The sequence below is a fragment of the Enterobacter cloacae complex sp. SHL022 genome (assembly GCF_049237785.1).
Taxonomy (GTDB): domain Bacteria; phylum Pseudomonadota; class Gammaproteobacteria; order Enterobacterales; family Enterobacteriaceae; genus Enterobacter; species Enterobacter hormaechei_C.
This window is the reverse complement of sequence record NZ_JBMKJH010000006.1, coordinates 223,587-243,859: the sequence shown is the minus strand read 5'-3', so window position 1 is coordinate 243,859 and position 20,273 is coordinate 223,587. Positions and strand designations below refer to the sequence as shown.

Annotated in this window: 20 protein-coding genes; 14 read left to right on the top strand and 6 right to left on the bottom strand. The window is 55.2% G+C overall.

Annotation, left to right across the window (positions count from 1 at the left end):
• Positions 1 to 21 precede the first annotated feature (21 nt).
• Genes ACOTZD_RS14540 through ACOTZD_RS14530 form a run of 3 tightly spaced genes read right to left on the bottom strand, consistent with a single transcriptional unit; the run spans position 22 to position 3,009 of the window.
• Positions 22 to 1,554, bottom strand: coding sequence for an ABC transporter substrate-binding protein (locus ACOTZD_RS14540; RefSeq protein WP_003857078.1), 1,533 nt, complete (start codon positions 1,552 to 1,554; stop codon positions 22 to 24).
• Between the two features lie 15 nt (positions 1,555 to 1,569).
• The gene (gene ddpX / locus ACOTZD_RS14535; protein WP_003857079.1) at positions 1,570 to 2,142 is read right to left on the bottom strand and encodes a D-alanyl-D-alanine dipeptidase; all 573 of its coding nucleotides are present in this window, start codon (positions 2,140 to 2,142) and stop codon (positions 1,570 to 1,572) included.
• A gap of 12 nt (positions 2,143 to 2,154) precedes the next feature.
• On the bottom strand, positions 2,155 to 3,009 hold the full coding sequence (locus ACOTZD_RS14530) for a MurR/RpiR family transcriptional regulator (RefSeq protein ID WP_022651219.1): 855 nt from the start codon (positions 3,007 to 3,009) through the stop codon (positions 2,155 to 2,157).
• A 266-nt stretch (positions 3,010 to 3,275) separates the two neighbouring features.
• On the opposite strand from ACOTZD_RS14530, the gene ACOTZD_RS14525 reads away from it, so the two are divergent.
• From ACOTZD_RS14525 to ACOTZD_RS14490, 8 genes are all read left to right on the top strand, one after another.
• Positions 3,276 to 4,751, top strand: a complete 1,476-nt coding sequence (locus tag ACOTZD_RS14525) for an alpha/beta hydrolase (RefSeq protein WP_174402307.1) — start codon at positions 3,276 to 3,278, stop codon at positions 4,749 to 4,751.
• An 87-nt stretch (positions 4,752 to 4,838) separates the two neighbouring features.
• The gene (locus ACOTZD_RS14520) at positions 4,839 to 6,050 is read left to right on the top strand and encodes a diguanylate phosphodiesterase (protein WP_003857082.1); all 1,212 of its coding nucleotides are present in this window, start codon (positions 4,839 to 4,841) and stop codon (positions 6,048 to 6,050) included.
• Between the two features lie 88 nt (positions 6,051 to 6,138).
• On the top strand, positions 6,139 to 7,035 hold the full coding sequence (locus ACOTZD_RS14515) for an aminoimidazole riboside kinase (RefSeq protein ID WP_045346219.1): 897 nt from the start codon (positions 6,139 to 6,141) through the stop codon (positions 7,033 to 7,035).
• A 171-nt stretch (positions 7,036 to 7,206) separates the two neighbouring features.
• Positions 7,207 to 8,724 carry a carbohydrate porin gene (locus tag ACOTZD_RS14510; protein ID WP_045346217.1) on the top strand — a complete coding sequence of 506 codons (1,518 nt, stop codon included), beginning with the start codon at positions 7,207 to 7,209 and terminating at the stop codon, positions 8,722 to 8,724.
• A 66-nt stretch (positions 8,725 to 8,790) separates the two neighbouring features.
• Positions 8,791 to 10,161: a sucrose-specific PTS transporter subunit IIBC gene (locus tag ACOTZD_RS14505; protein ID WP_003857085.1), complete on the top strand. Its 1,371-nt coding sequence runs from the start codon at positions 8,791 to 8,793 to the stop codon at positions 10,159 to 10,161.
• Positions 10,161 to 11,567, top strand: coding sequence for a sucrose-6-phosphate hydrolase (locus tag ACOTZD_RS14500; RefSeq protein ID WP_045346215.1), 1,407 nt, complete (start codon positions 10,161 to 10,163; stop codon positions 11,565 to 11,567). The genes ACOTZD_RS14505 and ACOTZD_RS14500 overlap by 1 nt, the downstream gene beginning before the upstream one ends.
• A gap of 28 nt (positions 11,568 to 11,595) precedes the next feature.
• Positions 11,596 to 12,612 (top strand): LacI family DNA-binding transcriptional regulator, encoded by a 1,017-nt coding sequence (locus ACOTZD_RS14495; RefSeq protein WP_045349982.1) that lies wholly within the window; start codon positions 11,596 to 11,598, stop codon positions 12,610 to 12,612.
• Between the two features lie 95 nt (positions 12,613 to 12,707).
• Positions 12,708 to 14,258, top strand: coding sequence for a methyl-accepting chemotaxis protein (locus tag ACOTZD_RS14490; RefSeq protein ID WP_045346213.1), 1,551 nt, complete (start codon positions 12,708 to 12,710; stop codon positions 14,256 to 14,258).
• Between the two features lie 110 nt (positions 14,259 to 14,368).
• Here ACOTZD_RS14490 and ACOTZD_RS14485 read toward each other — a convergent pair whose 3' ends face one another.
• Positions 14,369 to 15,379: a phage integrase gene (locus ACOTZD_RS14485; protein ID WP_414149118.1), complete on the bottom strand. Its 1,011-nt coding sequence runs from the start codon at positions 15,377 to 15,379 to the stop codon at positions 14,369 to 14,371.
• A gap of 96 nt (positions 15,380 to 15,475) precedes the next feature.
• Entirely contained in the window at positions 15,476 to 15,775 is a 300-nt protein-coding gene (locus ACOTZD_RS14480; RefSeq protein WP_000106733.1) for a helix-turn-helix domain-containing protein, read from the bottom strand.
• Between the two features lie 120 nt (positions 15,776 to 15,895).
• Here ACOTZD_RS14480 and ACOTZD_RS14475 point away from each other — a divergent pair, with 120 nt between their 5' ends.
• Both ACOTZD_RS14475 and ACOTZD_RS14470 read left to right on the top strand, forming a co-directional pair.
• A complete protein-coding gene (locus ACOTZD_RS14475; RefSeq protein ID WP_421636332.1) occupies positions 15,896 to 16,165 on the top strand; it encodes a regulatory phage cox family protein in 270 nt (89 codons plus the stop codon).
• Between the two features lie 15 nt (positions 16,166 to 16,180).
• Positions 16,181 to 16,369 carry a hypothetical protein gene (locus tag ACOTZD_RS14470; protein ID WP_421636331.1) on the top strand — a complete coding sequence of 63 codons (189 nt, stop codon included), beginning with the start codon at positions 16,181 to 16,183 and terminating at the stop codon, positions 16,367 to 16,369.
• On the opposite strand, the gene ACOTZD_RS14465 is transcribed toward ACOTZD_RS14470, so the two are convergent.
• A complete protein-coding gene (locus tag ACOTZD_RS14465; RefSeq protein ID WP_064910462.1) occupies positions 16,332 to 16,607 on the bottom strand; it encodes a hypothetical protein in 276 nt (91 codons plus the stop codon). The genes ACOTZD_RS14470 and ACOTZD_RS14465 overlap by 38 nt on opposite strands.
• A gap of 268 nt (positions 16,608 to 16,875) precedes the next feature.
• On the opposite strand from ACOTZD_RS14465, the gene ACOTZD_RS14460 reads away from it, so the two are divergent.
• The 4 genes from ACOTZD_RS14460 (at position 16,876) to ACOTZD_RS14445 (ending at position 20,252) form a co-directional block, all read left to right on the top strand.
• Positions 16,876 to 17,376, top strand: coding sequence for a replication protein B (locus ACOTZD_RS14460; RefSeq protein WP_421636330.1), 501 nt, complete (start codon positions 16,876 to 16,878; stop codon positions 17,374 to 17,376).
• 66 nt (positions 17,377 to 17,442) lie between these two features.
• Complete coding sequence (locus ACOTZD_RS14455; protein ID WP_159109623.1) at positions 17,443 to 17,661, top strand: DUF2732 family protein; 219 nt, start codon at positions 17,443 to 17,445, stop codon at positions 17,659 to 17,661.
• Between the two features lie 22 nt (positions 17,662 to 17,683).
• Positions 17,684 to 17,947, top strand: coding sequence for a DUF5405 family protein (locus ACOTZD_RS14450; RefSeq protein ID WP_421636329.1), 264 nt, complete (start codon positions 17,684 to 17,686; stop codon positions 17,945 to 17,947).
• Position 17,948: 1 nt separating this feature from the next.
• A complete protein-coding gene (locus tag ACOTZD_RS14445; RefSeq protein WP_421636328.1) occupies positions 17,949 to 20,252 on the top strand; it encodes a replication endonuclease in 2,304 nt (767 codons plus the stop codon).
• Positions 20,253 to 20,273: the final 21 nt, after the last annotated feature.

The following is a 20,273-nucleotide window of genomic DNA, read 5'->3' as shown; positions in this document are numbered from 1 at the left end:
ACTTCCCCCCGGCGTGGGCCGTTACTTACTCATGGTGGCGATGTTAAAGACCTGCTCAAGCATCGGATTAAAGGTGAAGCCTTTGACCTCTTTGTTCATCGCCAGCTGATAGTTCTTCTGGAACAGATAAACGTAAGCCGCCTCGTCAATCACCACTTTCTGCGCCTGCTGGTAATCTTTGGTGCGCTCCGCCTGATCGGTGGTTTTCAGTGCCGCCTGCAACAGCGCATCGACCTCTTTGTTCTCATAGAATGAGCGGTTACCCGGCAGCCCTTTTTTGTCCGATTCGAACCAGTAGTTCATGAACATGTACGGGTCAGCGAAGTCCGGGCTCCAGTTACCAATCGCAATGTCATAATCACCTTTGCCGACGCGGTCGCGCATGGTGGCGTTCGCCAGTTTCTCGAGCTTGACGTTAATCCCCAGCTTGCCCAGGCTCGCCTGCGTGGAGAGGGCGATAGGCTCCCAGTTCGGGTCGTTATCGGAGTAGAGGAACGTCAGGCTGGCGGGTTTATCGTTGACTTTTTCCAGCGCCGCTTTGGCTTTGGCCTCGTCAAAGCTGTACTGCATGGCGTTCGCATCAAAGCCCCACATGCCCTCCGGGATCGGGCCGCGCATCTGCTTGCCGTTCCCGCTGAGAATGCCTTTCACCATCCCCTGATAATCGGTCGCCCAGGAGACCGCGCGGCGCAAATCCACCTGATTCATCGGAGGCTTACTGTTGTTCAGATAGAGGTAGGTCACCCGCAGGGACGGGTATTCCGCCACGGCCACTTTGCCTTCCTGCTTCAGAGCGGCAAGCTGATCCACCGGCAGGGCGTCGGCGATATCCAGATCGCCACGGGAAAGTTGCAGGCGACGCGAGGCGCTTTCACCGATAATCTTGACCGAGACGCGCTTGAAGTGCGGCTTTTCACCCGGCCAGTGTGGGTTGGGCACCATCACCAGCTGCTGACCTTTCCGCCAGCTTTTCAGCATAAACGGTCCGGAACCCGCGGTGTTTTGCGCCAGGAAACCGCGAGCGTCGTCGGCGGCATTGGCTTTCAGCACCGCCGGGTTGACGATCGACGCGCCGTCATTGGCCAGCGTGTAGAGGAACGGGGCGAACGGCTGGCTGAGGGTGAATTTCACCGTATGCTCATCCACCGCGTCCACTTTCAAATCTTTCGGGAACGCTTCGGAAGGTCCCTGGTTAATTTTCAGCAGACGTTCAAACGACAGCTTGACCGCTTCGGCGGTCACCGGCGTGCCGTCGGAGAATTTTGCATTATCTGCCAGGGTGAACGTCCACTCTTTCTGGTCGTCAGACGCCTTCCAGCCCGTCGACAGATCGCCTTCCACCTCCGTGGTGCCAGGCTTGTATTTAACCAGACGCTGGTACGAGGGGTAGGTCACCGTCCAGTCGTTGTTATCGATAGTGACCGCCGGATCCAGCGTTTGCGGATCGGCAGCTTTCCCAATCACCAGCATATCTTTTGGCACCGCCGCCAGCGCGAGAGGGGCGCTCAGGGCGAGCGTAGCGGCAATCAGGGTTGTAAGCAGCGTTGTTTTCATGGCGGGGCTCCAGAATTACAGTGAGTGTGTGGTCGGATAACAGGCGAACTGGTCATCTAACAGCGGGTAGCTGGCGGCATTCGGCAGTTCGAAATGCCACCATTCGCTGCTGATGCCCACAAAACCGCCGCCGTACATAACGGCGTTCAGGAGCAGACGATTTCGCTGCGCCTCAGGCGGAACGGAAGGGTGCCAGGCATGAGAACGGTCGTGCATTTCGTCAAACCCGGCACCCATATCCAGCACGTTGTCGTGTTCATCCATCAGCGTGACGTCAATGGCGGTGCCCCGGCTGTGGTTAGAGCCAATTGCGACATCCACCACGTATTCCGGATTGGGGCAGGCATCCCAGAGTTGCGACTGCGCCTGCTGGGGGCGGTAGGCGTCGTAAACCACCAGCTTCAGACCGGCCAGCGCGGCGATGCCGATCGCTTTCGCCAGCGCGGTGGCGGCATCCGTATGCAACAGGCACGCGGCGTGCTGGTAGATCGGGCGGCCAGTGATGTTATCGGCGGTCGCGTATTTCAGATCGATATGCAGCGTGGGAAAGGTTTTCGCCACATCAATCAGTTGACTCTCTTCAGGCATAGCTCCGCTCCTTTAGCGTTCAAATTGACCAAACTCTTGTTGTAGTTGTCGGTTGATTGCCAGACGTTCCGGCAGCGCATCCCCCAGCGCCTCCACAACGCCCGACAGCAGCAGGTTGAACAGACAGCTCACCGGCGCCAGCGAATCCCAGAAATGGCCGGTATCGGTCTTCACCTGGAGTAAATCAATCGGGTAATCCCGCGCCCACGGGCACCAGATATCGGTGATCAGCGCCATCGCCAGGCCTTTTTCGCTCGCCACGCGGCAGTACTGGCGGGCAATGGCGGAGTAGGCGCGGGTATCCGTCAGCACGATATACGGGTTCGCAAAGCCGGAGTTAAGCGACTCCACCCAGCTACCGGAGAGCCCTTCTGAATAGCTCACCCGCGGGCGCAGATACTCCAGATGGCTGAAGAACGCATTGGCGATCCCGCGCGTGGACTGGATCCCCAGCACGAAAACGGCGTCGGCATGGGTAAGTTGCTGGACCACCTGCCTGAACGTTTCGCTTTGCGCCAGCTGGTAGACATGGGCAATGGCGTCCACCTCCAGCGACAGGGAGTTCTGAAGGCGATCCGACAGCGGCTGTTGCTGCTTCCAGGAGTCGAGACGCTCGTTAATGCCCCAGGGCTGGTGGGGATCGCGCAGGCTTTTTTTGGCGTCGTCCAGGTTGCGATAGCCCAGCTTGCGCAGAAAGCGTCCGACGGTGATCCCGCTGGTGGCCGTGGCCAGCGCCACGCTCTCTGCCGTTTCAAAGGGGATCTGCCCGACGTGCGCCAGCATCCAGCTTGCCACCCGTTTTTCGCTCGGGGTGAGCTGGCTAAAGGTCGCTTCGATACGGCTCAACACCTCAGGTTTGGTCGTCATACCGCCTCGCTGTTAACTGGCTGTCAAAGGCCGGGTTTCTGTTACCGGATTAACAATGCAGGACGCGTGCCATGTTCACATTGCGGCGAAAACGCGCTGTCCAGCAAAGTTAATGCAATATTTGTTTAACATGTGATCAACATTTGTGCAGCGTAGTTCACTTTTGGTGCAGTGTGCAGGCTGAAGGGTATCTATTTGGTGAATACGTCAGCCTCTTCACATTTTTTGGTAAGATGAAAGCTCTGGGAAAAAAGAGGGAGCCTTACATGGCGAATTTGCCCTGGCGGGTCAGCGTGCGCCTGATGGCTCTCGCAAAAAAAATAGCGATGGTCATCGGGATCATTGTGCTCGTGCTGCTGGCGGTGCGGGTTTATCTTTCGCAGCAGGGGCCGGCCCTGCATCACTGGCACACCTGGCGGGCTGACGAAATGTCCGTGCAGGAGATGGATAACGCGACCTTCGCAGCGTATGTCGCGCGGGAAAACGCCATCCTCACCGCTCTCGACGCTGAGGTGACGGCGAAAGTCACCCCCGCAGAGCGCACGCCGCTGAACCGTTATTACCGCCAGAGCCTGGTGTGGCCAGGACACTTTTCCCCGGATGCAAACCGGTCGTTCGTGCTGATGCCTGCCGGAAAGCCGCGCGGGGGGGTGGTATTGCTGCACGGTCTGACGGATTCGCCCTACAGCGTCAGGCATCTGGCAGAGAATTATCAAAAGCACGGCTTTGTGGCCGTAGTGCCTCGTTTGCCCGGACACGGCACGGCACCGGGCGCGCTGACAGACGTTGACTGGGAGGCGTGGCTGGCGGCAACGCGCCTCGCGGTTCGTGAAGCGACACGCCTGACGGGGAACGATCTCCCCCTGCATCTGGTGGGCTACTCCAACGGCGGGGCGCTGGCGATGAAATATGCCCTCGACGCCCTTGATGCGCCTGCACTGCGTCAACCTGAGCAGATCGTTTTGCTCTCACCGATGATTGGCGTCACGGCGTTTGCGCGCTTTGCCGGATTCGCCGGGCTACCGGCTATGTTACCGGCGTTTGCCAAAGCCGCGTGGCTCAACATTTCGCCAGAATATAATCCTTATAAATACAATTCGTTCCCGGTGAATGCGGCACGTCAGTCCTGGCTGCTTACCCAGGCGCTGCATGAGCAGATAAATCGCGGTGTTCATGATCACAAACTGGCGCAGCTTCCGCCGATACTTGCTTTCCAGTCGGTCATGGATTCAACGGTCAGTACCCGCGCCGTGGTCAGCGGGCTGTTTGACCAGCTTCCGGCAAACGGCAGCGAACTGGTGGTTTTTGATATCAACCAGGCCGGGAGTTTCCGTCCACTGTTCAGGCCATCATCCTGGACGGCGGTGGCTGACCTGCTGCCGGAGGCAAAAAGACGTTACAGTGTCACAATTGTGACCAATGCCAGCCCCGACAGGTTTGATATGGTGGCAAAGAAAACGCCAGCGGGCAGCACCCGGGAAACGGTGATGCCGCTGTCGGTCGCGTATCCGCAGGAGGTTTATTCCCTGTCACATGTTGCCATTCCGTTCCCGCAGGATGACGATCTTTATGGCCGCCATCCTGCGGTGAAAAACCGCTACGGTATCAGCCTCGGGACGATAGCCCTGTGGGGAGAAACATCGGTTCTGAGCGTCGGCAAAGATGCGCTGATGCGCGTGACGTCGAATCCGTTCTACGACTATATGCAGACGCGGATCGACAGCCGTATCGGTGATAATTAAGCCCGACGTGGAATAGATTAGGTCACACCGGGGAACTGTGTTAAACAGTACCGTTCAGGCGTATACCCCATACCGGACCCCGTTTCTGTGCTGACAACTCTCATTTATCGAAGCCAGCTGAGCTTAACCTGCACCTCCGCAGCGTTAAGCGCGCTGGTTGAACAGGCCAGGATCCGTAACACGGAGCAGGGCATCTCAGGCATTCTTCTCTCCCGTGGACGTGACGTTCTGCAAATTCTCGAAGGCACGGAACAGCGCGTCGTCGCGCTTTTTAACTCCATCCGTGCTGATGACCGGCATACCGGCGTAGTGGAGCTGATGCGCGATTACGGCCCGCGCAGACGTTTCGAAGACGTGGGAATGCTGCTGTTTGACCTGGACGTTCAGACCCCGAAAGCGGTTCTGGCGTCGGTTCTGCATTACAGCAAGCTGGAAAGTTATCTGACTTCTGAGGATCGGGTCTTCAAATTCATTCAGACCTTTATCACCGGTAAAACCGCTATCCCACCCGCTTCGGACTATGAGCCCGATAAATGGACCCTTTCGCGAGAGCGCGCGCCGTTTGGTAAAGGGTTAGGTCTGCTGGCGGGACAGCCCTGCCAGTTTGCGCTGCAACCCATTGTCGAGCCGTCCGAAGGCAAGATCAGTTCTCTCGAAGCGCTTATACGCGGAAACGACGGCGGCAGCCCGGAGCATTTCTTCCGTAGTCTCGATCGTGAACTGATTTACGAAGTCGACCTGCAAACCAAAGCCTGGACCTTTGCGCTGGCGCAAAAGCTCGGCATCGGCAGCCACAAACTGGCGGTGAACCTGCTGCCAATGTCGCTGGTTAACGTGCCGGGCGCGGTAGAGTTCCTGGTAACGCAGATCAAAAAGCACAATCTACAGCCGGAGCAGGTGATCATTGAAGTCACTGAGAACGAGATGATTTCAGGCTTCAACCAGTTTAACAGCGCGATTAAACAGCTGCGGGCGGAAGGGGTTGGGCTGGCGATAGATGATTTTGGTTCCGGCTATGCTGGTCTTTCGCTGCTCACGCGGTTCCAGCCGGATAAACTCAAAATCGACAGAGAGATCGTCAGCGATATCCACCTGAGCGGGCCCAAGCAGGCGATTGTGAAGTCGATAATCAGCTGCTGCACCGATCTGGAGATTACGCTGGTCGCAGAAGGCATTGAGAAGATAGAAGAGTGGTGCTGGCTTGAATACGCCGGTATTCGGCGCTTCCAGGGCTTTTTGTTCGCCCGCCCGCAGCTCAATGGCGTGGGTGATATCCACTGGCCCCATCGGGTGGGTTAAGCAAATTTTCCCTCGCCATATTTCCCCGACACCCTGCCTGTGCTTAAATAGCTAAACCGGTTTAACATTATTTAGCTAAGAAGGTGATATGGAGACGATCTGGGTACTTGGCGATGCAGTGGTGGATCTGTTGCCCGACGGAGAGGGCAAACTGCTGCAATGTCCTGGCGGCGCACCGGCCAACGTCGCGGTAGGGGTAGCGCGTCTGGGCGGCAGAAGCGCCTTTATAGGCCGGGTGGGCGACGACCCCTTCGGGCGTTTTATGCAAAAAACGCTTGCGGATGAGCAGGTTAATACAGAATGGCTGCGGCTGGACCCGCAGCATCGCACCTCCACGGTGGTGGTGGATCTCGATAACGACGGTGAACGTTCCTTTACCTTTATGGTTCGCCCGAGCGCTGACTTGTTCCTCGACGCCGCCGACCTCCCGTCATTCCGCGCCGGGGAGTGGCTGCACGTCTGCTCAATCGCGCTCAGCGCCGAACCCAGCCGTTCCGCGACGTTTCAGGCGATGGCCGCGATCAGACAGGCGGGGGGATTCGTCAGCTTTGACCCCAATATTCGCGCCGATCTCTGGCACGATGAAGTCGAGCTGCGTCAGTGTCTTGAGCGGGCATTAGCCTGTGCAGATGTGGTGAAAATCTCGGTGGAAGAGCTGGCGTTCTTAACTGGAAATGCGCAGGTCCATGAGGGGCTGGCGGCGCTGATGCGCACCTGTCCGGCCAGGCTGGTGCTGGTGACGCAGGGAAAAGAGGGCGTCACCGCCTGGCAGGAAGGCGCGTTGACACACTATGCTGCATCACCCGTGGAATGCATTGATACCACTGGCGCGGGGGATGCTTTCGTCGCCGGGCTGCTGTTCGGTCTGGCACGTTATGGCCAGGCCCGTCTCTCAGAGGTCATCACGCTGGCGCAGCGCTGTGGGGCGCTGGCGACAACCGCAAAAGGGGCAATGACCGCGCTGCCTTATCATCACGAACTGTAATTCACCTCTCAAGGCCACCATTCGGCGGCCTGAATTGTCGCCTCGATCACACTTACTAAAACGGTTTAGCAAAAAACATTGCCGATCTAAAATTCAACGGTTTAGTATCACCAGCCTAAACCGGTTTAGCAATTTAGCACTTTCACCGATAGTTATTAGGGATGCGACAAAATGTATAAAAAACGCAGACTTGCCGTGATGATAGGCATGCTGGCCGGCAGTACCTCTGTTTTTGCCCAGACGGATATGACCCGTATCGAAGCGCGCCTGGCGGCGCTGGAGCAGCGTTTGCAGGAGGCGGAAACCCGCGCGCAGGTTGCTGAAAAGCGCGCCACGGCAGCGGAACAGAAAACACAGCTGCTGGTGGCTGCGCAGCACGAAGCGCAAACCTCCACACAGGCGGTGGCGCAACGCACCACGGTGCTGGAAGAAAAAGCCGACCGGACAGGCGGTTTTGAATTTCACGGTTACGCCCGTTCCGGCCTGCTGATGAACGACGCGGCCTCCAGCAGCAAAAGCGGCCCTTATCTGACGCCCGCCGGGGAAACGGGCGGGGCCATCGGGCGTCTGGGGAACGAAGCGGATACCTACGTTGAGCTGAATGTTGAGCACAAACAGACGCTGGAGAATGGCGCGACGACGCGCTTTAAGGCGATGCTGGCCGACGGTCAGAAAACCTATAACGACTGGTCGGCAGACAGCAGCGACCTGAACATTCGTCAGGCCTTTGCCGAGCTGGGCAATTTGCCGGACTTTACCGGCGCGCTGAAGGGCAGCACCTTCTGGGCGGGTAAGCGTTTTGACCGCGACAACTTCGACATTCACTGGCTGGATTCCGACGTAGTATTTCTCGCCGGGACCGGTGGCGGCGTCTACGACGTGAAGTGGAACGATACGCTGCGCAGTAACTTCTCCCTTTATGGCCGTAACTTCGGCAGCGAAGAGGAGATCGACAACAACGTTCAGAACTACATCCTCAGCATGAATCACTTCGCCGGGCCGGTGCAGATGATGGTCAGCGGCTTACGGGCAAAAGATAACGACGACCGTAAGGACAGCAACGGCGATCCGATTAAAACCGACGCGGCCAATAACGGAGTACATGCGCTGGTTGGTCTGCATAACGAGAGCTTCTACGGCCTGCGGGAAGGTTCCGCCAAAACGGCGCTCCTTTACGGCCACGGTCTGGGCGCCGAGGTGAAAAGCATTGGTTCAGACGGCGCGCTGCTGTCAGAAGCCGATACCTGGCGTTTTGCTAGTTACGGTGTCACGCCTCTGGGCGGTGGCTGGCACATTGCGCCCGCCGTGCTGGCTCAAAGCAGTAAAGACCGCTACGTGAAGGGCGACAGCTATGAGTGGGTCACGCTCAACACGCGTCTGATCAAAGAGGTGACCCAGAATTTCGCCCTCGCGTTCGAGGGCAGCTATCAGTACATGGATTTAAGCCCGGAAGGCTACAAGGATCGCAATGCGGTTAACGGTAGCTTCTACAAGCTGACCTTCGCCCCGACCTTAAAGGCGGGCAAGATTGGCGATTTCTTCAGCCGTCCGGAGCTGCGCCTGTTCGCCACCTGGATGGACTGGAGCAGCAAGCTGGATAACTACGCCAGCGATGACGCCTTTGGCAGCAGCGGCTTTAACGCGGGCGGGGAATGGAACTTTGGGGTGCAGATGGAAACCTGGTTTTAACCCTTCACGCTCCCGCATCGCGGGGGCGTTTCAAACACCATAAAAAGAGGTCAGGAAGAGGTATCTATGGATTTTAATCATATTGCGCGCGAGCTGATTCCGCTGCTCGGTGGCAAAGAGAACATTGCCAGCGCGGCACATTGCGCCACGCGCCTTCGTCTGGTGCTGGTCGACGATGCGCTTGCCGACCAGCAGGCTATCGGCAAGGTTGAAGGCGTGAAAGGCTGTTTTCGCAACGCCGGGCAGATGCAGGTGATCTTCGGAACCGGGGTGGTGAATAAGGTTTACGCCGCGTTTATTCAGGCGGCAGGAATTAGCGAGTCCAGTAAATCGGAAGCGGCCGATATTGCGGCCCGCAAGCTGAACCCGTTCCAGCGTATCGCGCGTCTGCTCTCCAACATCTTCGTGCCGATTATCCCGGCGATCGTGGCCTCGGGTCTGCTGATGGGCCTGCTGGGGATGGTTAAAACCTACGGCTGGGTTAATCCGGATAACGCGCTCTATATCATGCTGGATATGTGCAGCTCGGCGGCGTTTATTATTCTGCCGATCCTGATTGGCTTCACCGCCGCGCGGGAGTTTGGCGGCAACCCGTATCTGGGGGCAACGCTCGGCGGCATCCTGACTCATCCGGCGCTGACCAACGCCTGGGGCGTAGCGTCCGGCTTCCACACCATGAACTTCTTCGGTCTTGAAATCGCCATGATTGGCTATCAGGGAACCGTCTTCCCGGTGCTGCTGGCGGTGTGGTTTATGAGCATTGTGGAAAAACAGCTGCGCCGGGCAATACCGGATGCGTTAGATCTGATCCTGACGCCGTTCCTGACCGTCATTATCTCCGGCTTTATCGCGCTGTTGATTATTGGCCCGGCGGGACGCGCGTTGGGCGACGGGATCTCCTTCATTCTTAGCACCCTGATTGCCCACGCGGGCTGGCTGGCCGGGCTGTTGTTTGGTGGGCTCTATTCGGTAATTGTCATTACCGGCATTCACCACAGCTTCCACGCTATTGAGGCCGGACTGCTGGGTAATCCGTCGATTGGCGTTAACTTCCTGCTGCCGATCTGGGCGATGGCGAACGTGGCGCAGGGCGGGGCGTGTCTGGCGGTGTGGTTCAAAACCCGCGATGCTAAAATCAAAGCCATTACCTTACCGTCGGCGTTTTCCGCGATGCTGGGCATCACCGAAGCGGCAATTTTTGGCATCAACCTGCGTTTTGTGAAGCCGTTTATCGCGGCGCTGATCGGTGGTGCGGCGGGCGGTGCCTGGGTGGTGTCGGTGCATGTCTACATGACCGCCGTTGGCCTGACCGCGCTTCCCGGCATGGCGATTGTCCAGGCCAGCTCGCTGCTCAACTATATTATCGGCATGGTGATTGCCTTTGGCGTGGCGTTCACCGTCTCTCTGCTGCTGAAATATAAGACGGACTCTGAATAATGACCTTAACTTCCCGCTGGCCTGCCGTGTTGCAGGCCGTGATGCAAGGCCAGCCGCGTGCGCTGGCGGACAGCCACTATCCGCAATGGCATCCCGCGCCGGTGACGGGGCTGATGAACGATCCGAACGGCTTTATCTGGTTTGCCGGACGCTATCATCTGTTTTATCAGTGGAACCCGCTGGGCTGCAATCATCGCTACAAGTGCTGGGGACACTGGAGCTCAGCAGATCTGGTGCACTGGCAGCACGAGCCAATGGCGCTGATGCCTGACGAAGAGTATGACCGCAACGGCTGTTACTCCGGCAGCGCCGTGGATAACAACGGTGTGCTGACCCTGTGCTATACCGGCAACGTTAAGTTTGACGATGGCGGCCGCACCGCCTGGCAGTGTCTGGCGGTGCAAAATGACGACGGCACGTTTGCCAAACTGGGACCGGTGTTGCCTCTGCCGGACGGGTATACCGGGCACGTCCGCGATCCGAAAGTGTGGCGCCATGACGGGCTGTGGTACATGGTGCTCGGGGCGCAGGATCGGCATAAGCGCGGCAAGGTGCTGCTGTTTACGTCAGCCGATTTACACACCTGGGCGTCCTGCGGCGAAATCGCCGGTCACGGCGTCAACGGACTCACGGACGCGGGCTATATGTGGGAGTGCCCGGATCTGTTTGAGCTTGATGGCACACACGTCTTGATCTACTGCCCGCAGGGGCTGGCGCGCGAACCGCATCGCTATCTCAACACCTATCCGGCCGTCTGGATGAGCGGGGCATTTGATTATCAAACCCCTGCATTTACGCACGGCGAGCTGCATGAGCTTGACGCCGGATTCGAATTTTACGCGCCGCAAACCACGGTGGCAGAAGATGGCCGCCGCATCCTCATCGGCTGGATGGGCGTGCCGGACGGCGAAGAGATGCTCCAGCCTACGCGGGCGCACGGCTGGATCCACCAGATGACCTGTCCTCGCGAGCTGCGCTACCGCGACGGTAAGCTCTGGCAGACCCCGGTCCGTGAGCTGGAAACGCTGCGCGAGGATGAACACCACTGGCAGGGACGCGCCAGCGATGCCCCGGTGCTGGCGGGAGCGCGTCTTGAGTTCGAACTGAGCGCCTCGTGCGTGAACGTGGATTTTGCCGGCGCGTTGCGACTGATTGTGGATGATGCGGGGATCCGTCTGGAACGCGCCAGTCTGAAAACCGCAGACACGCTGACCCGCTACTGGCAGGGCACTGTTCATCATTTACGCGTGCTGTGTGACCGTTCCAGCGTCGAAATTTTCATCAATCACGGTGAAGGCGTCATGAGCAGCCGCTATTTTCCTGACCATCCGGCCCAGGTACGCTTCGAAGGTGCGTCCGACATCACATTACGCTACTGGTCGCTGCGCAGCTGCATGATAGAATAGAGGTTTTGGCAGCCGGATCTAAGTCGTTGTGAGAAAAACAAAACGCGTCACCATTAAAGATATCGCGGAGCTCGCGGGGGTATCAAAAGCCACCGCCAGCCTGGTGCTGAACGGCCGCAGCAAAGAGCTTCGGGTGGCGGAGGAGACACGCGAGCGCGTGCTGGCGATTGCCAAAGAACATCATTATCAGCCCAGTATTCACGCCCGTTCGCTGCGAGACAACCGCAGCCACACCATTGGTCTGGTGGTGCCGGAAATCACCAACTACGGGTTTGCCGTTTTTTCTCATGAGCTGGAGACCCTCTGCCGCGAGGCGGGTGTTCAGCTGCTGATCTCCTGTAGCGATGAAAATCCGGGCCAGGAGACGGTGGTGGTCAATAACATGGTGGCCCGCCAGGTGGACGGGCTGATTGTCGCCTCCAGCATGCTCAACGACGCGGACTATCAAAAGCTGAGCGAACAGTTGCCCGTTGTGCTTTTTGACCGTCATATGAACGACAGTACTCTGCCGCTGGTCCTCACCGATTCAATTACCCCAACCGCCACACTGGTGGCCGACATCGCGCGCAAGCATCCGGATGAGTTCTACTTCCTCGGCGGCCAGCCGCGGCTTTCCCCGACGCGTGACCGTCTGGAAGGGTTTAAGCAGGGGCTGCGTGATGCTGGCGTCGAGTTACGTCCGGAGTGGATCATTCATGGTAATTACCATCCGAGCTCCGGCTACGAAATGTTTGCCGAGCTTTGCGCACGCCTGGGCCGCCCGCCAAAAGCCCTTTTTACCGCCGCCTGCGGTCTGCTGGAAGGGGTGTTGCGCTATATGGGGCAACATAATCTGCTGCAAAGCGATATGCGTCTGGCCAGCTTTGACGATCACTATCTCTATGATTCTCTGACCATTCCTGTCGATACCGTTCGTCAGGATAACCGCCAGCTCGCCTGGCACTGCTTTGATCTGATTGGCAAACTGATTGAAGGGGAAACGCCGGAGCCGATCCAGCGTAAGCTGGATGCCACCCTGCAACGGCGATACAAGGCCGTGGAGTGACAGGGTAACGTATGAGGGGTACATCTATAACTTTAATTAATTAAAGATTGGATTCAGCCGATAACCAAAGGGAAATTATATCCCTGAGGTGTGTTATGTCGTTGAAAAAATCATCCCTGATTATCCTGTTTTCCCTGCTTTTCTTCTTTGTGGCCAGCACTATCACCAGCGTTGGGCTCATCATTAAAAGTAATACTTCGCTGGATAATGTGAACAAAGAAATTCAGGTTGTCCTGTCCATTATTGATCCCATTAACCACAGCCGAACCCTGCGCGTCAGGGTTATGGAGTATGTGAAAATGGTGGAAGCGGGGGACGCTACCGACCCGTCTGCGAAACTGGCCTCGGTTAAAGAGGCGCTGACCAAAGCCGATAGTGCATTTTCGGCGTTTATGGCCTCGCCGCGTTTGCAGGAAGAAGCCCCGCTGGTCACTGCCTACCAGGAGGCGTGGCAAAACTACCGTAACCAGGGACTGGCACCGCTGATTGCCGCTGCCGCCGCTCACGATGTGTCGCGGTTCAACGCTCTTATTCCCGTGGTGTCTCAACTCGATCGCCAATATGAAATTGTGCTCGATCAGGTTCTCTCCGTTCACCAGAAGTACGCCAAAACGCTGAACGAGGAGGCGAGCCATGATTTTGTGTCGGGTCTGGTTATTATCGCCAGTATTGCGGTGCTGTTCGTGGTGGTGATTTTCGCCGTCAGCCTGCTGATGAAACGCGTGGTCTTTGCGCCGGTGAACCTGGCGCGCGAGCACTGTCGCCAGATTGCGGCCGGGAAGCTGGACGTACCGGTACCGATCAAGCGTGATTCCGGGAATGAAATCGATCACCTGATGTCCTCGATGGAGCAGATGCGCCAGGCGCTGCTCTCCACCATTTCTCAGGTGCGCGATGCCAGCCAAACCGTGACGCATGCAGCGCAGGAAATTGCCTCCGGCAATATCGACCTGGCCTCCCGTACCGAGCAACAGGCTTCGGCCCTGACCCAGACGGCCGCCAGCATGGAAGAGCTGAGCGCGACGGTGGCGAATAACACCGACAACGTTTTCCAGGCCGGTAAGCTGGTGCAGGATGCCGTGAAAAATGCCCATACCGGTGAAGCGGTAACCCGTGAAGTCATCGAAACGATGAGTACTATCGCGTCCAATTCGAAGCGTATTGAGGACATCACCAGCGTCATCAACAGCATTGCTTTCCAGACTAACATTCTGGCGCTAAACGCGGCCGTTGAAGCGGCGCGTGCTGGCGCGCAGGGGCGAGGATTTGCCGTGGTAGCAAGTGAAGTGCGCACACTGGCCCAGAAAAGCGCGGTGGCGGCGAAGGATATCGAAAGCCTCATCGCCCAGTCTGTTTCCAGCGTGAAAAACGGTGCGGAACTGGTGAATCGTTCGGGAGAGGTGATTGATTCTATTATCAGCTCTGTGAATAAAGTGCATATGCTGATGGAACAGATTTCGGTTGCCTCAGAAGAGCAGAGCCGCGGGATTGGTCAGGTTGGGCAGGCCGTAACGGAGATGGACGGTGTGACCCAGCAGAACGCGGCGCTGGTGCAGCAATCCGCCGCCGCCGCGGCCTCGCTGGAGGAGCAGGCGCAGCAGCTGTCCCAAAGTATCTCGCGCTTTAGTTTGCCTGCTACGGCGTGATGTTCAGAGAGGCTCCCGAGGGAGCCTTATTAATGTCTGGCGCAGCTGGGAAGCCGCGCCAGACAAGGCTTCACGTTTTACTACTAGCAGCCAGAAGCCATAAAAAGCGGCTAGGGTGTGGACACATTGTGGACATTCTGACAACCATTTGCACCCTTCAACGGGTTAAGCGAAATCGCATCCTGCAGGTACTGAGGAGCGAAGTGCGCATAGACCATCGTCTGCGCTATCTTCGTATGACCTAAGATCCTCTGCAGTGTGATGATATTGCCCCCGTTAATCATAAAGTGCGTGGCGAAAGAGTGTCGTAACGCATGTGTTGCTTGCCCCGCCGGTAAGTCGGGCTTAACTTCTTTGAGGATTCGCCTGAATTCAGCATAACTGGCATCAGGAAACAGAAAGCCTCGTGCTTTGCCGACTACGTAAGCTGCAACGTCATCAGAGATCGGGACCGTGCGCGGTGTGTTGGTTTTCGTCTTAACGAAAGACACCCGGTTATGAATCACGTTCTCCGCTTTTAGCCTTGCAGCCTCACCCCATCTTGCCCCGGTACTCAGACACAAGACGGCAATTTTACGATTATCTCCTGATAGCGCTGCCAGTAAGGCGTCAATTTCCTCAAGAGTGAGATAGCCTGTTTCGGCAGTCTGCTCTTTCAGTTTTTTGAACCCCCTAAACGGATGCTCGCCGTTATACATTTCTGACTCAATCAGGGTAGTAAACATCCCACCTAATGTAATCAGGTCGCGGTTGATGGTAGTTGGCTTAATACCTTCAGCCCGGCGTTGAGCACAATATTGCGTTATCAGGCTCTTGGTGATCTGGAAAGCGCATGGGTTACCGGTCATCGTTTCGAAACGCTCAATCTTCCTGAGATACGATTGACCGTGTTCCTCGTGTTTACCTTTCAGCTTCCACCATAACTCTTTCAGTTCTGACAGTTGGCGTTTGTCCGTGGGTTTTGAAAGCCATTCCTTTGAGTGATGGTTATATTGAGTATGCTTTTCAAAAGCCATCGCCTCGCTTTTCTTGTCGAACTTCCGACGGATGCGTTTTCCGTTACGCCCAGCCGGTCTAATGTCCACTTCATATCGACCATCATCGAGCTTTTTAACAGACATAAAGCCTCCCGATGATGTTACTGCGTACTTCAATTTCCTGATTTAGATAGCAAAAACTCACTGTGCATTTATTGCACAAAAAAGCGCCGTAAATGGTTAGCCAGTTTTCTGGTCTGAGTGGGGTGACGTTGTTGTCTGCTGCCCAAAGTGCGCGAGAGCCGGTGCAATCTGCCCAGCTTCAGGTGCTATTTGGTCAGTCATAAACCATAAGGTGTACTTGGTGAAACGAGGATGTTGAAGGATTCTCATTATGGGCTCGACACCCGGTTTTTTATCCCCAGCTTCGTATCCACAAAATGAACCATATGCTATTCCGGTTAACTCACTGATTTCCTTTCTATTTAATCGTTCTGACTCCCTGATGAGTTTGATTTTTTCATTTATCGGGGTTGACATGAATCCTCCATACGATGATTATTCCCTTATAAGGAAATAAATTCCTTTTTAGGGGTTTTGGCTATAGGCAATTAAAGCCCTTTATGAGCAATTAAATGCACTAAAGGAGAATCGTAACAGATGAACAACCAGCTTGTAAGTAGCACGGATGCGGTCCCGTATCAGGAGTTTGCCCGTCTTATTGGAAAAACTCCTGCAGCGGTTAAAGGGATGATTGAGAAGGGCAAGTTGCCTGTTGTTGAGATGACCGATCCGCAGTCGACGAGTGGGCGTGCAGGGGAATATTGGGTTTATCTTCCAGCGTGGAATAAGGGCATGAAGATGGCTTATGACAGCCGCCCGAAGGAAATTCGTGACGGTTGGCTTATGTGGCTCGGGTTAGGTGAGTAAAGAGATGAGGGAATCATGATGAAACAACAAATACGTGAGGTCGAGCTGGTATCTAAACCGCTTTATCAGAATGGCGCACACATGGGGAATGTTTACTACCACATAGATATTTGGGGAATGAACAGCCTCAAAAATGAGGCTGAAGTAGAACGTCGCTTAGAAGATTTTATTTCCCAGCTGCAAGCTGATTGGAAAGAGTCTTGAAGTTAGCGCTGAGTACGTTCAGATCGGCGATTGCTTTAATCGCGGTATCAGACATCGGATTAATGTTTTCTGAGATTGAATTCATCATCGCCAGAAAGTTATCTCTGCTTTCTCCCTCAAGGGATGCACCAAGAGCGCAAGCCATAACTTCGAGTGCGAAAAGGCGATCTTCAGCAGAATGTTTAGTACGTGAATCTTTCGCCTGATCGAGGAAAGTTTCGATTTTTTGCTTTTCCATATCTTCTCCTTGTTGATAGGTGCTTGTTTTGGCGAACTAATCCTACCACAAGACCGTTGGAACTTTATGGATAAGTTGTTAAGTAGGTAGTAGGAGGATTAATGCAGGAACCTAGATGTATTGCTCAATTGCTACGAAAAGAAAGCCCTAACCAAATTAACTTCACCATCACACACGGTCGCGGACGCAAGGGCATCATCATCCGAACCCGTAAGACGGGTCTTATCGAGAAGCTTCGTCGCTTGGTCAAAAAGAGAGGACTGTGGTTATGACGGTAATGACACTTGATGTGATCCAGAAGCAACCAACAGCACTTCGCGGTCTGGTCTGCAAGTATCTGGCTCAGCCTCGCTGGCAAGACACTTGCGATTTTTACAATCAGATGATGGAACGGGAGCGCCTTACAGTTTGTTTCCACGCTCAATTAAAACAGCGTCACTCTGTGATGCGCTTAGAGGAAATGGCTGAAGCCGATCGTGAGCGTCTTGTTTGTGCGCTTGATGAATTGAGAACTGCATTCACCCGGTATCGTCAACTTGGCGCGTCAAAAGCAACTTTCATCAGCCGCCTGACCGTCAGCCAAAGGCGCTCATTGTTTCTTCATGCTGGACTGACAGAGCGGGAATTTATGATGCCGCACTGGCGTTTGAATGAGGAGGACTGTTATTGGCGTGACAAACTTTTCCGCGCTCTGCGAGAGCTGTTCAGCCTTTTTGAGTACGCACCAACCATTTTAAGCTCGGTAAAACCTGAGCAGTATTTACATTAATTAATCTGGATTCGATTTATTACGCGCCTTACAGCGTGGGGACTCCTTTTGTCTGGAGATAGGCAAATGCAAAAGCAAAATACAGCGCAGCGGGGGATGTATTCGGCACTTCTGGCGCAGGCAGTAAGCGAGGCACAGCGCGACACGGCGACCCGTTTCTCTTCTCAGTTTGACGGGCTCATCGCGCACATCAGTAAGTCAGAACTTAATCGCACCGAGATTATCGAGTTATTAGGTCAGGAGTCGGAAAAGTTACACAACGCAATTTTCGGTAGAGCTGGCTAACCACTGTTAACAGGAAGCAAAAATGAGCATACACATCGAGATTAATAACCAATACGTCATCACCAGTGACCGCTATCAATTCATTTTGCAGGAAAAAAAAACCGCTACATCCGGGAAGAATGAAGGTAAGGAATGGTTGGATATTGTGGGTTACTACCCAACTATCCCTAAGCTTATCTCAGGCTTGGTATTGCATGATCTTTTGACCAGCGATCTTACTGGCTTCTCAGCTCTGGAAGCTCGGATTGAACGCTTGGGGAAGCTATGTCTGGACGCTTTTAAATAATATGTCCAACGAACCTCGGGGGCGTGTTGCCCCCTCGCCACCACCACCATTTTTGAAGGGCTCTAGTGATTCATTCGTTGGAGCTTATCCCTGGAATAACGTCAACAAAGAGGCTATTGGCCGCGACAGACCCCTTACACGTGCCGAACTCCGTCAGGTGCAAGGTGTTTTAAACCGTATTGACCGTTTGCCGTTTTTCCTGCAAACCCTGTTTACATCGCGTTATAACTTCATCCGCCATAAAAAGAGCCCTTTGGGTGGGCTGTATTTCCTAAAAAACACGTTTGAGCGCAAGCTGCTGCCGCGTCTTGAGCGTGTTAATGAGCTGTGCGGGATGAATGAATCCGCCTCGATTGGTTTTCTGTCCGAGCGCGACCAGTATGCGCGCTTACCAGATATGAATGACAAAGAGCTCAGGAAATTTGCGGCCAGAATTGCCTCTCAGCTCTGGAGCAAATACGAGGAGTTAAGCGACGCCTGGGCGGATGCTCACGGCGGGAAAGAGACACTTTTCACCGATGAAGCTCAGTCGCACCTATACGGGCAAGTGGCCGGTGTTGCTCGCGCATTTAACATCACCCCGATGTACTGGAAAAAATACCGTAAGGGTCAGATAACGATCCGACAGGCATTTTCCTCTATTTCACGACTCATTAAAGATGAATGGTGGGTTAATCAGCTTAAGGCACAGCGGATGCGCTGGCGCGAGGCGCTACTCATCGCTGCTGGTGAGGTCAACAAAGACCGTTCACCTTACGCAAGCAAAATGGCGATCCGCGATGTTCACGCGCGCCGCCTTGCTAATCTCGAATACCTTAAATCTTGCGAACTGGAAAACAAAGTCACCGGCGAACGTATCGACCTCATCAGTAAGGTCATGGGGAGTATTTCTAACCCTGAAATACGCCGCATGGAGCTGATGAACACTATCGCCGGGATTGAACGCTACGCGACCAGCGTTGGTGACGTGGGGATGTTTATCACGCTGACCACGCCATCGAAGTATCACCCGACCCGTCAGGTTGGCAAAGGTGAAAGCAAAACTGTGCAGCTCAATCACGGCTGGAACGAAACAGCATTCACACCCAAAGACGGCCAGCGCTATCTATGCCGAATCTGGAGCCTGATGCGTACAGCTTTCAAAGATAACGATCTAGAGGTTTACGGGATGCGCGTTGTCGAACCGCACCACGACGGCACGCCACACTGGCACATGATGCTTTTTTGCAAACCCGGTCAGCGTAAAGCCATTAACGATATTATGCGTCGTTATGCCCTCAAAGAGGACGGACACGAAAAGGGCGCGTCAAAACAGCGCTTTGAGTCACGCCATCTTTATCAGGGCGGAGCAGCGGGTTATATTGCTAAATACATTGCAAAAAATATCGACGGTTACGCGCTCGACGGTCAGCTCGATCACGACACCGGCAAGCCTCTGAAAGATACGGCCGCAGCCGTCACCGCATGGGCGTCAACATGGCGTATCCCTCAGTTTAAACCGATTGGTCTTCCGACGATGGGCGCTTATCGCGAGCTGCGCAAACTGCCGCGTGGGGTGAGTATTGCCTGCGAGTTTGACGACAGGGTCGAGGCCGCGCGAGCTGCTGCAGATGAGGGTGACTTTGAGCGGTACATCATCGCGCAGGGTGGGGCAAACATGCCGCGTGATGCTCAGGCCGTCAGGGTCGCCCGTAAGGTGACTGATGAGGTCAACGAATACGAGGAAGATATCGAGAGGGTTGTCGGGATTTATGCCCCTCATCTCGGGGCTCATCGTGTCCATGTAACCCGTACAGCCGAATGGCGCATCGTTCCAAAGGTTTTGGCCGTTGAGCCTTTGACCTTAAAAAGCGGCTCTGCCGCGCCTCGGAGTCCTGTCAATAACTGTGGAAAGCACACCGGAGGTGGCGATCCAGTTATGACCCCCACACCGTCTGAGCAAGCCGCAGCGGTGTTAAATCTGATTGAGCGCGGGGTTATCGGCTGGAATGAGCCGGACGTCGTGACGGTGCTTAACGGGGCGTTAAAGGCTGGCGCACCGCGCAAACGTCGGCAGCAAAGAAGCAATGCGCCGCTCAAAACCAGCGAGCGAGCACCATCAGCCAGGATGACAAAGCCCGAAAGGGAGCTCGTCGCTAAAATTCGTTTCGATTTGGCCCAGCAAGGCATTATACCGGAACGTTGGGCGCTCGACGTGCTAGCCCGAGGGGCAACAGTGATTTTTGATGGGACAAGGTGTTGCTACTCGCACAGGGATGATTTTTGTGATGACATTAATTCATTGAATAACTGGGCTGTAAGTTAAAGAAAAAATGAATCATAATTC

Coding starts and splice junctions, on each gene's coding strand:
- ACOTZD_RS14540 (WP_003857078.1), bottom strand. CDS start 1,554: ATGAAAACAACGCTGCTTACAACCCTGATTGCCGCTACGCTCGCCCTG.
- ddpX (WP_003857079.1), bottom strand. CDS start 2,142: ATGCCTGAAGAGAGTCAACTGATTGATGTGGCGAAAACCTTTCCCACG.
- ACOTZD_RS14530 (WP_022651219.1), bottom strand. CDS start 3,009: ATGACGACCAAACCTGAGGTGTTGAGCCGTATCGAAGCGACCTTTAGC.
- ACOTZD_RS14525 (WP_174402307.1), top strand. CDS start 3,276: ATGGCGAATTTGCCCTGGCGGGTCAGCGTGCGCCTGATGGCTCTCGCA.
- ACOTZD_RS14515 (WP_045346219.1), top strand. CDS start 6,139: ATGGAGACGATCTGGGTACTTGGCGATGCAGTGGTGGATCTGTTGCCC.
- ACOTZD_RS14510 (WP_045346217.1), top strand. CDS start 7,207: ATGTATAAAAAACGCAGACTTGCCGTGATGATAGGCATGCTGGCCGGC.
- ACOTZD_RS14505 (WP_003857085.1), top strand. CDS start 8,791: ATGGATTTTAATCATATTGCGCGCGAGCTGATTCCGCTGCTCGGTGGC.
- ACOTZD_RS14500 (WP_045346215.1), top strand. CDS start 10,161: ATGACCTTAACTTCCCGCTGGCCTGCCGTGTTGCAGGCCGTGATGCAA.
- ACOTZD_RS14490 (WP_045346213.1), top strand. CDS start 12,708: ATGTCGTTGAAAAAATCATCCCTGATTATCCTGTTTTCCCTGCTTTTC.
- ACOTZD_RS14485 (WP_414149118.1), bottom strand. CDS start 15,379: ATGTCTGTTAAAAAGCTCGATGATGGTCGATATGAAGTGGACATTAGA.
- ACOTZD_RS14480 (WP_000106733.1), bottom strand. CDS start 15,775: ATGTCAACCCCGATAAATGAAAAAATCAAACTCATCAGGGAGTCAGAA.
- ACOTZD_RS14475 (WP_421636332.1), top strand. CDS start 15,896: ATGAACAACCAGCTTGTAAGTAGCACGGATGCGGTCCCGTATCAGGAG.
- ACOTZD_RS14470 (WP_421636331.1), top strand. CDS start 16,181: ATGATGAAACAACAAATACGTGAGGTCGAGCTGGTATCTAAACCGCTT.
- ACOTZD_RS14465 (WP_064910462.1), bottom strand. CDS start 16,607: ATGGAAAAGCAAAAAATCGAAACTTTCCTCGATCAGGCGAAAGATTCA.
- ACOTZD_RS14460 (WP_421636330.1), top strand. CDS start 16,876: ATGACGGTAATGACACTTGATGTGATCCAGAAGCAACCAACAGCACTT.
- ACOTZD_RS14455 (WP_159109623.1), top strand. CDS start 17,443: ATGCAAAAGCAAAATACAGCGCAGCGGGGGATGTATTCGGCACTTCTG.
- ACOTZD_RS14450 (WP_421636329.1), top strand. CDS start 17,684: ATGAGCATACACATCGAGATTAATAACCAATACGTCATCACCAGTGAC.
- ACOTZD_RS14445 (WP_421636328.1), top strand. CDS start 17,949: ATGTCCAACGAACCTCGGGGGCGTGTTGCCCCCTCGCCACCACCACCA.